Source organism: Stutzerimonas xanthomarina DSM 18231, from assembly GCF_900129835.1.
GTDB classification, from domain to species: domain Bacteria; phylum Pseudomonadota; class Gammaproteobacteria; order Pseudomonadales; family Pseudomonadaceae; genus Stutzerimonas; species Stutzerimonas xanthomarina.
Genome location: NZ_FQXA01000005.1, coordinates 333,780 through 346,106, shown reverse-complemented (window position 1 = coordinate 346,106; position 12,327 = coordinate 333,780). Strand labels below are relative to the sequence as shown.

Here is a 12,327-nt window from a genome sequence, read left to right as displayed (position 1 = left end):
ACCGACGCACCAGTACTGCGCAGCTTGCTATATAGGGGTGCAGCTGCAAGTCGCTTCGGCTCGGTTGCGCAGGCTTGGCGAAACGATAAGAACAGCGCAGCATTACGTGCGCCTGTACCGGTCCGCTCCGTGCCAGGCGCCGTCAGTGCTGGGCTGCGCGCCGAAGACGTTGCGCAGTGCGGCATGCGCGCTACGCGCTGACCGCGGCCAGCCACTGAACCGAGATCAGGTTGGCACAGCCTCTGCATTGTCAGGCTTACATCAAGCCGGATCTTCAACGTAGAGGGTCAGGCTCCGAATACGGAAGACAAGGACAAAGGCGTCCTCACTGGGAGATCAGTGGGACGCCTTTTTTCGTTTTGGATTTTTCAAAGGCATGGCCAGGTAGCAACCGACAACCCGGCCCGGCGCGGAGAACGGCATGAAAAAACTCAAACTGGTGATGATTGGCAACGGCATGGCCGGGGTACGCACCCTGGAAGAGCTGCTCAAGCTCGCCCCCGAGCTCTACGACATCACCGTGTTCGGTGCCGAGCCTCACCCGAACTACAACCGCATCCTGCTCTCCCCCGTGCTGGCCGGTGAACAGACCTTCGAGGAGATCGTGCTCAACGATATCAACTGGTACGCCGAGAACAACATCCACCTGATGCTCAACCGCAAGGTGGTCGAGATCGACCGCGCCAAGCGCCGCGTGATCGCCGAAGACGGTAGCGAGGCCGAGTATGACCGTCTGTTGATCGCCACCGGTTCGAACCCCTTCATCCTGCCGATACCAGGCAACCAGCTCGACGGCGTGATCGGCTACCGCGACATTGCTGACACCCAGAAGATGATGGACACCGCCAAGACCCACAAACACGCCGTGGTCATCGGCGGTGGTTTGCTCGGACTAGAAGCCGCCAACGGCCTGAAACTGCGCGACATGGACGTCACGGTTGTGCACATTGGTGAATGGCCCATGGAGCGCCAACTCGACAAGACAGCCGGCACCCTGCTGCAGCAGGCACTCGAAGCACGCGGGCTCAACTTCAAGATGCAGAAGCAGACCGCCGAGCTGATCGGCAACGATGAGGGACGCGTACGAGCGGTGCGCTTCGCCGACAACGAGGTGATCGACGCCGATCTGGTGGTGATGGCCGCCGGCATCCGCCCCAACAGCGAGCTGGCGGAGAAATCCGGCATTCTCTGCAACCGCGGCATCCTGGTCAACGACACCCTGCAAACGTTCGACCCACGCGTCTACGCAGTCGGCGAGTGCGCCAACCATCGCGGCACCGCCTACGGCCTGGTGGCGCCGCTGTTCGAACAGGCCAAGGTCTGCGCGAACCACATGGCGATGCTCGGCTTTTCCCGCTACCTGGGTTCGGTGACCTCGACCAAGCTCAAGGTCACCGGCATCGATCTGTTCTCCGCAGGCGACTTCATCGGCGGCGAAGGCACCGAAACCATCACCCTCTCCGACCCTATCGACGGCGTGTACAAGAAGCTCGTGATCAAAAACAACATCCTCGTCGGCGCCTGCCTCTTCGGCGACACGTCCGACGGAGGCTGGTATCTCCGCCATGTGCGCGAAGGCCAGAACGTCAGCGAAATCCGCGATCACCTGATGTTTGGTACGGCCGGCTTAGGCGAAGGCGCCATCGGTGCGACCGGCCAGCAAGGCCAGAACAACACCATGACGACACCCGAAAGCTGGCAGATCAACCTCGGTAGCGGCGAAGCCGTGATGCCGGATGGCGGCTGCGCACATCGTCATGAGGCCCGCATCGAGAATGGTCGCGTGCTGCTGGCACTGACCCAACCGTAGGGGGCCCCGGCGGGCGCTCCGCTTCAGCCCACCACATGAGCCGGCTGGAACATCGCAGGTCTGCCGCCCGCAGCCCACGAACTACGGCACCGATGCACCTCTGTACCCGTAAATAACGGTGGGCTGAAGCCCACCCTACGAAGTCACACTTTCGAGGAGACGACGCCATGCGCCAGACAACCGCCTCTACCTGCTGCTACTGCGGCGTGGGCTGCGGCGTGCTGATCGAGCACGACGGCGAGCGCGTCCTTGATGTCACCGGCGACCCCAGCCATCCAGCCAACCACGGCAAGCTGTGCAGCAAGGGTTCGACGCTGCACCTGACCGGCGATCTCGACGCCCGTGCGCTCTATCCTGAACTGCGCCTGGGCAAAGGCTTGGCCCGCGCACGTACAAGCTGGGACAGCGCACTCGATCATGCCGCCAATATGTTCGCCAAGACCATCGCTGAGTACGGGCCGGACAGCGTTGCCTTCTATATCTCCGGCCAGCTGCTGACCGAGGATTACTACGCGTTCAACAAGCTCGCCCGCGCGCTGGTGGGCACCAACAACATCGATTCCAACTCGCGCCTATGCATGTCTTCAGCCGTGGTCGGCTACAAGCGCAGCCTCGGCGCCGACGCGCCACCCTGCAGTTACGAAGACATCGAGCAGAGCGATTGCGTATTGATCGTCGGCAGCAACATGGCCTATGCGCACCCGGTGCTTTATCGCCGCCTCGAAGAAGCCAAGGCTAAACGACCCGAGATGCGGATCATCGTGGTCGACCCACGCCGCACCGACACCGCCGAGCTGGCCGACCAGCATCTGGCGATTCTTCCCGGCACGGATGTCGCGCTGTTCCACGGCATCCTGCATCTGCTGCTGAGAGAAGGCTGGATCGACCGCGATTTCATCGAAGCCCACACCGACGGTTTCGAGGACCTGAAGCGTCTGGTGCGCGACTACAGCCCGGCTCTGGTCGCGGACCTCTGCGGCATCAGCGTGGCCGAGCTGCAGGATTGCGCACGCACGATCGGCAGCGCGCCGAGCTTCCTCTCGCTCTGGTGCATGGGCGTCAACCAGTCCACCGCTGGCAGCGCCAAGAACAGCGCGTTGATCAACCTGCACCTGGCTACCGGACAGATCGGTAAGCCTGGCGCTGGCCCCTTTTCGCTGACCGGTCAGCCCAATGCCATGGGTGGCCGCGAGACGGGCAGCCTGTCCAACCTGCTACCCGGCCATCGCGAGGCAGGCAATGCTGAGCATCGTGCCGAGGTCGCCGACTATTGGGGCGTGCCGGCACTGCCAGATACCGCTGGTCTCTCGGCCATCGAGCTGTTCGAGGCGGTGCGCAGCTGCAAGATCAAAGCCCTGTGGATCGCCTGCACCAACCCCGCGCAATCGATGCCGGATCAGGAGAGGGTTCACGAAGCCCTAGCGGGCTGCCCATTCGTCGTGGTTCAGGAAGCCTTTTCGACCACGGAAACCTGCCACTACGCTGACCTGCTGCTGCCTGCCGCCAGTTGGGGCGAAAAGGAAGGCACCGTGACCAATTCCGAGCGCCGCGTCAGCCATGTACGTCCGGCCATCGCCGCCCCCGGCGAGGCGCGCCCGGATTGGTCGATCACCTGCGATTTCGCCCGACGACTGGAAAAGCTGATACGCCCCGGTGAGCCGAGCCTGTTCGACTTCACTAACCCAGCCGCGCTGTTTGAGGAGTACAAGCTGCTCACACAGGGCCGCGATCTTGACCTGTCCGGTCTCAGCCACGTGGTGCTCGACCGTCTCGGGCCGCAGCAATGGCCCTTCCCCGCTGCTGCTCGGCAAGGCACGCCGCGGCTCTACGAAGACGGCGTGTTCCCGACCGACAACGGCCGCGCACGTTTCCTCGCCGAGCAATATCAGGCGCCGCAGGAGAAACGCGAGGCGCGCTTTCCGTTGACCCTGAACACCGGTCGCCTGCGTGATCACTGGCACGGCATGAGCCGCACCGGTACTGCCGCTCGGCTGTTCGGCCACGTCGAGGAAGCGCTGCTCAGCATGAACGGCGACGACATGCGCCGTCGCCGCCTGATCGATGGCCAACTGGTCAAAGTGCGCAGCCGCAGAGGCGAGCTGCTGTTGCCGGTTCACAAGGACGACAGCCTACGTCCGGGCCAGGCTTTCCTGCCGATGCATTGGGGTGACCGCTTCCTCAACGGCTTGGGCGTCAACAGCCTCACGCTGCCGGCCTTCGACCCGATTTCCAAGCAACCGGAACTCAAGCACGCCGGGGTCGAGGTGGAAAAGGTTGAGCTGCCATGGCAGTTCTTTGCCCTCGTCGAAGGATCCGTGCAGAAACGCTTCGAAGCGCTGCGCCCGCTGTTCGAAGGTTTCGCCTACGCCAGCTTCAGCCTGACCGGCCGCGAGCGGCCGGCGCTGGTGATCCGCGCGGCATGCAACGAGCCGCCTAGCCGCACGCAACTGGCGAAACTTGAGCAACTGCTCGGCCTGGATGAAGGCCCTGTGCTGGTCTATGACGACCCGCGACGCAGCGTCGGCAAGCGGGTGCGTATCGAGCATGGGCGCATCGTCGCCCTCAGTCTGTCCGGTGAAACCGCCGCGCGCGACTGGCTCAAGCAACTCTGGCACGACGGCAAGGCCGACCAGGCACTGCGTCCCTGGTTGCTCGCGCCATTGAGCACGCCGCCTGGCGGCAACGTGCGCAGCGCCAAGACGCTGTGCAACTGCATGAACGTCAGCCAGGACGCGATCTGCTCAGGCATCGAGCGGGGTCTGGACTTGAACGGCTTGAAGCGGGAGCTGGGTTGCGGCACCAGCTGCGGCTCCTGTGTACCGGAAATCAAGCGGCTGTTGCTGAAACAACCGGCAGTGGCGTGAACATCAACAGCTGGCGATGCATGGCGCGTCGCTGACGTGATTAGCGCAACAGGTGAGGTGGAAACATGAGCGCAAAAGTCTGGCTGGTGGGTGCGGGGCCCGGTGATCCGGAGCTGCTGACACTCAAGGCAGTACGTGCCATGGGTGAGGCGCACATCGTACTGATCGACGATCTGGTCAATCCCGCGATTCTCGAACACTGCCCCAACGCACGGATAATCCCGGTGGGCAAGCGCGGCGGCTGCCGCTCTACACCACAAGCCTTCATCCATCGGTTGATGCTGCGCTACGCGCGTCAGGGCAAATGCGTGGTGCGCCTGAAAGGTGGCGATCCGTGCATTTTCGGCCGCGGTGGCGAAGAAGCCGAATGGCTGGCGGAGCGCGGCGTCGAGGTCGAGCTGGTAAATGGCATTACCGCAGGCTTGGCCGGCGCCACCCAATGCGGTATCTCGCTGACCCAGCGCGGCGTGGCGCGCGGCGTAACGCTGGTCACCGCGCACACGCTCGACGGCAGTAGCCCCGAGTGGCATGCGTTGGCGAAAACCGGCACCACCTTGGTCGTCTATATGGGAGTAAGCAGCTTGCAGCAGGTTCAGACCGGGTTGCTCGAAGGCGGTCTCGCTGCCGGCACCCCAGTGGCTATGATCGAAAACGCCTCACTGCCCCAACAGCGCGAATGCCGTTCGCAACTGGGGGCTATGTGCTCCGATGCTGCCGCGTTCCGGTTGAAGAGCCCCGCGATTCTGGTCATCGGCGAAGTTGCGGCGCAGGCCGTCACCCAGTCACTAAGCCAGACTGCCTGACCGGCAGACCAGTGATGGGTTAGCCCAAATGGTCGAAGCTGAGGCTGAGTTTCAGCATGTAGGGGTTCATACACCGAACAGTCTGACTGAGGAGCCGTGGGCTGAAGCCCACCCTACTCTGAGGTTCGAACCGCGAATTCGCAGCCCGCGTAACGCACAGGTAGGGTGGGCTTTAGCCCACCAAGCGGCCGATAGGCTAGATTCCGCGCGCCTGCCCAAGGCTATCCGGTCAAGTTGCACCTGATCAAGGACGTTCGGCCATAACTGAGCGCGTCATCTGCAGATCAAGCGGGGTTTCCAAAAAAAACCGCGACCCTTGGGTCGCGGTTTTTTTTCACGGATCGAGCATCACACCTTCTGCCGCAGCTTCTCCGGTTTGATCAGGAAGCGCGCCAGTGCAGGCAGCAGCCAGATCGCGCCGACCATGTTCCAGAGGAACATGAAGGTCAGCATCAGGCCCATGTCCGCCTGGAACTTGATCGCTGAGAACACCCAGGTGAACACGCCGATCGCCAGGCAGATACCGGTGAAGATCACCGCCTTGCCCGTCGATTTCAGGGTCTCGTAATAGGCATCCTGCAACGTCATGCCTTGGCGCAGGTAGGATTCCAGACGGCTGTAGATATAGATGCCGTAGTCCACACCGATACCCACCCCGAGTGCAATCACCGGCAGCGTCGCGACTTTTACGCCAATCCCCATAAAGGCCATCAGTGCGTTGCCGAGAATGGAGGTCAGCACCAGCGGCAGAACAATACACAGAGTTGCCGCGACGGAGCGGAAGGTCAGCAGGCACATGAAGCTCACCGCAGCGTAGACCGCAATCAGCATGGTGGTTTCAGAGGCGGCAATGACTTCGTTGGTCGCTGCTTCGATACCGGCGTTGCCCGCAGCCAGGACGAACTCCAAACCTTCGCGGTTGTTTTCCTCAGCGAACTCGCGGGCCGCGGACACCACATGCTCCAGCGTCTCGGCTTTGTGGTCATTGAGGAACACCAGCACCGGCGCCAGAGAGCAATCGCTGTTGTACATGCCTTCGGCACGAGCAATGGAGCTGTTCAGTACGAACTGGTTACGCGACAGCGTCTCCCACTTCAGGCTGCCCTCGTTCATGCCCTTGATGCTTTGCCGCGCCACGGTAACCATCGACACCGCCGACTGCACACCCTCGGTGTTTTCCATTTTCCACATCAGCTCGTCCATGGCGGCGAGCGTGTCGTAATGAGCGCAGCCCTCTGGCGCCGTTTTCACCATCACCACCAGCACGTCCGAACTGGTCGAGTAGTTGCTGATGACGAAATCGTTGTCGAGGTTGTAGCGCGAATCCGGGTGCAGTTCCGGTGCGCCCTGGTCGAGATCGCCGATCTTCAGGTTCTGTCCGTACCAGAGCCCTCCACCCACGGCGAGCAGCGCGATCACAATGGAGATTGGCGCGACGATCGGGTTGGCAAAGTTGGACAGCAGACGCCAGAACGGGTGGTTGCGTGCGGCCTCCTCTCGAGCCTGCTTGACTGCGCGCTGGCTGATGCCCATGTAGGAAATCGCCACCGGCAACAGGATCAGGTTGGTCAGGATGATGACCGCCACGCCCAGCGAAGCACCGATTGCCAGTTCGCGGATTACCCCGATATCGATCAACAGCAGGGTCACGAAGCCGACGGCGTCGGAGGCCAGCGCCACCATGCCGGGGATGAACAGTTGGCGGAATGCCATCCGCGCGGCTGCCAGCGGATCGTCGGTTTCGCCGGAAGCCATGGCGATGCCGTTGATTTTCTGCACGCCGTGGGAAATACCGATGGCGAATACCAGGAAGGGCACCAGCATCGAATAGGGATCGAGCCCGAAGCCCAAGGTGTGCAGCAGACCAAGCTGCCAGGCCACCGCAATCAGGGTGGTCACCACCACCGCGATGGTGCTCTTGACGCAGCGGGTGAACCACAGCAGCAGAGCCAGCGTGATACCAATGGCGACAAAGAAGAACAGCGCGACGCCGACCAGACCATCAATCAGATCACCGACCTTCTTGGCGAAGCCGATGATGTGAATCTCCACGTTCGGATTCTGCGCCTCGTACTTGTCGCGAATCTTCTCTTCCAGCTCGTGAGAAAATTGCTGGTAGTCGAGCTTGATCTGCTTGCCGCGGTCTTCGGGGTCCGAATAAGACTCCATCAGCGGCACGTCGATGATGCTGGACTTGAAGTCGTTGGCAACCAGACGACCGACCTGCCCGGATTTGAGGATGTTGCTGCGAAGGTCATCGAGACTTTCCGGCGACCCGTCATAGGTCTGCGGAATGACCTCACCGCCGGCGAAGCCTTGCTCTGTCACCTCGGTCCAGCGGACGCTGGGACTCCACAGCGACTTCATGTTGGAGCGGTCGACACCCTGGATATAGAACACTTCGTCATGGATCTGACGCAGCGTTTCCATGTAGTCCTTGGCGAAGATGTCGCCGTCCTTGGCTGCCACGGAGATCCGCACCGTGTTGCCCAGGTTTGCCAGATCATCGCGATGCTGGAGCATGTTCTGAATGTAGGGATGCCCCAGCGGGATCATCTTTTCGAAGCTGGTCGAAGGACGAACTTGGGCAGCCTGGTAGAACAGGAACACGCTGATCAATAGGCAGACAAGGATCACTGCCGGTCGATTATTGAATATCAGGCGCTCGAGAAAAGACGCCGGCTTCTGCTGATGCTTGGTCATGTTGGCTCCGGCTTATTGTTGTTGTGCAGGCAGGTTGGCGCCGATCGGCGAAACGATCCGGACGCCGCTCTGCCCGACGAGGACCAGATTGCCATCCGGGTTGCCGACGACGCCCGACAAGGAGCGCCGGTCAGGCCGGCTGAACAGCTTGAAGCTTTGTCCGTCGTCCTCGCTGCTGAGCACCGTGCCACCATGGCCGACTACGACGATGCGTCCATCGGCCAGCCGGTTACCATCAGCCAGACCCGATTCGACAGCATCACCGTCGTCCAGCAGCTCGATCGCGTGCCAGCTGTCGCCGAAATCGGTTGAGCGGAACAGGTTGCCGCGCAGGCCAAACGCGACGACGACACCCGGCTCGCCGCCGCCAACCACGCCGAAGAACGAGCCCTGATAGGGCGACTCGACGCGTTCCCAGGTTTCGCCCATGTCAGCGGAGCGGAACATGCCGCCCATCTCGCCGACGATGAACAGGCCGGACCCGGGAATCTCGGCGATGGCATTGAGGTGGGAGCCGTCCTCGTTGTCCAGGCGGTCGGCAACGTCTTCCCAGTTCTTGCCGCCGTCGGTGGTTTCCAGCAACACGCCGTAAGCGCCGGTGGCGAAACCGTGCTGCGGATTCTCGAACCAGACGTCGAGCAGCGGCACCTCACCCTCGCGGTTCTCGTACTGCTGCGCCCAGGTCTGACCACCGTCCGTGGTGCCAAGGATCAGCGCGTCGTGACCGACCGCCCAGCCGTGCTGCTCGTCAGCGAAATACACCGCCGTCAGCAGCTGCCGGGTGGGCACCTTGGCTTGGGTCCAGCTGGAACCGCCGTCGTCGGAATAAAGGATGTGGCCGCGATCACCGGCTGCAACCAGACGTTTGCCAGCATGGGCAATATCGAGCAGTAAGCTGGTGGCGGCTTTCTGCGATTCGATCGCATAGCGAACGCCTGGCTCGGCAGGGCTTTGGGCCTGAGCAGGCGCAGCTAGAAACAGGATGGAGAGAACACTGCAGAGCGAGAGCGTTCTTGCCAGCGGCGATTGACTACGGAACATCGGCGTGCGGGTCGTTTTTTCCACGCGGCCAACCGGTGTGCGCCACATGACGGGCTCACTCATACATACCCCCTTTATTCTTATTAGGTAAGGCCTGCATAGGAAGGCAGGCGAGGCCATGCTATAGGGCTTTCGAAAGCGGCGGCAATTGGCTGGACGTTATGTTTTGTTAAGCATGGCTCAATGATGTTGCGTGATAGGTATGCCTTATGGCACGGCGCTTGGCGCCCTTCTCTTCCAGCATTGGAAGGGGATGTCTGATCGCGACTGGCTAGCCCTTCTGAAAACAAAAAATCCCGCGCCAAGCGCGGGATTTTCGTCACTCATTGACTCGAGCCGCAGCCCTGATCAGGCAAGGCTCTTGCTCACCACCTCGTAGACATCACTCGACAACTCACCGGACGCCAGGATGCGCTCCAGCTCGGTCTTCATCAGTCCCTGACGACCACCATCGTACTTGCGCCAGCGGGTCAACGGCGCCAGCAGCCGTGAAGCGATTTGCGGATTGAGCTTGTTGAGCACAATGACCTGGTCAGCGAGGAAGCGGTAACCCGCGCCATCGGCCCGGTGGAAGTTGACCAGATTCTGATTGGCGAAGGCGCCGATCAGCGCACGCACCTTGTTCGGATTCTTCAGCGTGAACGCCGGGTGCTGCATCAGATGCTGGACGCGCTCCAGACCACCCGGTTGCGTATTGCCGGCCTGGACGCTGAACCACTGATCCATGACCAGCGGGTTGTCCTTGAAGTGCTCGGCGAACGAAGCCAGTGCCTTGTCGCGCTCGGCCTCGAAGCCCGAATTGACCAATACCGCCAATGCCGTCAGGCGCTCGGTCATGTTATCCGCCTGCTCGAACTGGTCGACGCAGGCAGCCACCACGTCCAGCTTGCCGCTCAGCATCAGGTACGACAGCGCAATGTTCTGCAAGGCGCGACGAGCAAAATGGCTGGCTTCGGCGACATAAGGCGTCTGACGCGACACCTCGCGATTGGCCTGGTAACGCTTCCAGAACAGCTCGAACAATGCGGTGGCGATGCTCTGGCGAGCGAAGTCACGCGCGGCGTGAATGGCATCGACATCGGCGATCTCGCTGATCTCGGTCAGGTAGGCCTCGCTCGGCAGCGACAGCATTTCCGCGACCATCGCCTGATCGAGGCTTTCGTCCTCGAGCTGGCTGCGCAGTGCAGCGACCAGACGCTGATCAAGCTGCAGCGCTTCGCCGCGCTGGTGCTGGCCGATCATCTCCTGCAGCACCTGCACCGACAGCTGCTGGCCCGCTTCCCAGCGGTTGAAGCCGTCGAAGTCATGCTGCATCAGGAACATCAGCTGATCGCGGTTGTAGGGGAAGTCCAGCTTCACCGGCGCGGAGAAACCACGCAGCAGCGAAGGCAATGGTTGCTCCGGCACATCGATAAAGGTGAAGGTCTGTTCGGGCTGGTCGACGGCCAGCACGCGGGTGGTACCGACCGGTGCGTCTTCACCTTGCAGGCGTAGTGCAATCTCGTCGCCCTGCCCATCCAGCAGGCCCAGCGAAACTGGGATGACAAACGCCAGCTTCTCGCTTTGCCCCGGCGTTGGCGGGCAGCTTTGGCGGAATGTCAGGCTGTAGGTTTTTGCGGCGGCGTCGTACTGCTCACTGACGGCCAGTCGCGGCGTGCCCGCCTGGCTGTACCAGCGTTTGAACTGCGTCAGGTCGGCACCATTGGCGTCTTCCATCGCCTTGACGAAATCATCGACGGTCACCGCCTGGCCATCGTGCCGCTCGAAGTAGAGATCGCTGCCTTTGCGGAAGCCCTCTTCACCCAGCAGCGTCTGGATCATGCGCACCACTTCAGCGCCCTTCTCGTAAACGGTCAGGGTGTAGAAGTTGGAGATCTCGATGAAGGATTCCGGGCGCACCGAGTGGGCCATCGGGCCGGCATCCTCGGCGAACTGGTGAGTACGCAGGTAGGACACATCCTCGACGCGCTTGACGGTCGGCGAGTTCATGTCAGCGGAGAACTGCGAATCGCGGAAAACGGTGAAGCCTTCCTTGAGCGACAGCTGGAACCAATCACGGCAGGTCACGCGGTTACCGGACCAGTTATGGAAATACTCGTGAGCGACGATTGCCTCAACGCGCTGGTGGGCTGCATCGGTGGCCGTTTCGGCGCGAGCCAGCACGGCGCTGGAGTTGAAGATGTTGAGGCCCTTGTTTTCCATGGCGCCCATGTTGAAATCGTTGACCGCAACGATCATGAAGATGTCCAGGTCGTATTCACGACCATAGGCTTTTTCGTCCCACTTCATGGACTTCTTCAGGCTGTCCATGGCGTGCTGGCACTTGTCGATGTTCTCGGGCTCGACGTAAATGCGCAGCGCCACGTTGCGACCCGTCATAGTGGTGAAGCTGTCCTCGACGCACCAGAGGTCGCCGGCCACCAGGGCGAACAGATAGGCCGGCTTTTTGAACGGATCTTCCCAAGTCGCCCAATGACGGCCGTCGTCTTCTTCGCCGCTCGCGAGCGGGTTGCCGTTAGACAGCAGGATCGGATAGGCCTGCTTCTCGGCGCTGACCGTCGTGGTGAAGGTGCTCATCACATCCGGGCGGTCAAGGTAATAGGTGATCTTGCGAAAGCCCTCGGCCTCACATTGGGTGCAAAACATGCTGCCGGATTTGTAGAGGCCTTCCAGCGCCGTGTTGCTTTCAGGGTGAATCACCACTGTACTGTCGAGGGTGAAGTTCGCCGCATCGGGTTGTAGCGTCAGGCTTTCTTCAGCAATTTCATAGTCGCCCAAGCCGAGCTGTCGGTCGTTGATTGCCAAGGACAGCAATTCGAGATCCTGGCCATCTAGCCGCAGGGACGGCAGACCGGCACCGGCGTCCGGGTTGCGCCGCATGACCAGTTGCGCATGCACCAGGGTGCGGTCCTCGTACAGCTCGAAGGTCAGGTGGGTTTCATCGATCAGGTAATCCGGAACCTGATAATCCTTGAGATGAATGACTTTCGGTTGTTCGGTGCGCATGGAAACCTCGTCGGCTGAGCTTCAAGCGGCAAGCTTCAAGCAGGAATGGGCGATGGACTACCAGCCCGGACGCCGGGCTGCGGATGACTCTGAGCTTAGC

General features: G+C 61.5%; 5 protein-coding genes and 1 pseudogene. 3 read left to right on the top strand and 3 right to left on the bottom strand.

Going from position 1 to position 12,327, the window contains the following annotated elements; genetic code table 11:
- Positions 1-421: 421 nt before the first annotated feature.
- The 3 genes and pseudogenes from BUE09_RS15145 to cobA all read left to right on the top strand — a co-directional run.
- A pseudogene (locus tag BUE09_RS15145) lies at positions 422-1,705 on the top strand (NAD(P)/FAD-dependent oxidoreductase); the annotation flags it as partial.
- A 272-nt stretch (positions 1,706-1,977) separates the two neighbouring features.
- Positions 1,978-4,674: a nitrate reductase gene (locus tag BUE09_RS15140; RefSeq protein WP_073301947.1), complete on the top strand. Its 2,697-nt coding sequence runs from the start codon at positions 1,978-1,980 to the stop codon at positions 4,672-4,674.
- A gap of 65 nt (positions 4,675-4,739) precedes the next feature.
- On the top strand, positions 4,740-5,477 hold the full coding sequence (gene cobA, locus BUE09_RS15135) for a uroporphyrinogen-III C-methyltransferase (protein ID WP_073301946.1): 738 nt from the start codon (positions 4,740-4,742) through the stop codon (positions 5,475-5,477).
- Positions 5,478-5,825: 348 nt separating this feature from the next.
- On the opposite strand, the gene BUE09_RS15130 is transcribed toward cobA, so the two are convergent.
- The 3 genes from BUE09_RS15130 to pepN all read right to left on the bottom strand — a co-directional run bounded on the left by BUE09_RS15130 (position 5,826) and on the right by pepN (position 12,227).
- Positions 5,826-8,180 carry an efflux RND transporter permease subunit gene (locus tag BUE09_RS15130; protein WP_073301944.1) on the bottom strand — a complete coding sequence of 785 codons (2,355 nt, stop codon included), beginning with the start codon at positions 8,178-8,180 and terminating at the stop codon, positions 5,826-5,828.
- 12 nt (positions 8,181-8,192) lie between these two features.
- Positions 8,193-9,284: a WD40/YVTN/BNR-like repeat-containing protein gene (locus BUE09_RS15125; protein WP_073301942.1), complete on the bottom strand. Its 1,092-nt coding sequence runs from the start codon at positions 9,282-9,284 to the stop codon at positions 8,193-8,195.
- Positions 9,285-9,569: 285 nt separating this feature from the next.
- A complete protein-coding gene (gene pepN, locus BUE09_RS15120) occupies positions 9,570-12,227 on the bottom strand; it encodes an aminopeptidase N (RefSeq protein WP_073301939.1) in 2,658 nt (885 codons plus the stop codon).
- Between the last annotated feature and the right edge of the window lie 100 nt (positions 12,228-12,327).

Excerpts from the sequence above, each read along its gene's own strand:
- pepN (WP_073301939.1), bottom strand. The coding sequence starts at position 12,227 with ATGCGCACCGAACAACCGAAAGTCATTCATCTCAAGGATTATCAGGTT.
- cobA (WP_073301946.1), top strand. The coding sequence starts at position 4,740 with ATGAGCGCAAAAGTCTGGCTGGTGGGTGCGGGGCCCGGTGATCCGGAG.
- BUE09_RS15140 (WP_073301947.1), top strand. The coding sequence starts at position 1,978 with ATGCGCCAGACAACCGCCTCTACCTGCTGCTACTGCGGCGTGGGCTGC.
- BUE09_RS15130 (WP_073301944.1), bottom strand. The coding sequence starts at position 8,180 with ATGACCAAGCATCAGCAGAAGCCGGCGTCTTTTCTCGAGCGCCTGATA.
- BUE09_RS15125 (WP_073301942.1), bottom strand. The coding sequence starts at position 9,284 with ATGAGTGAGCCCGTCATGTGGCGCACACCGGTTGGCCGCGTGGAAAAA.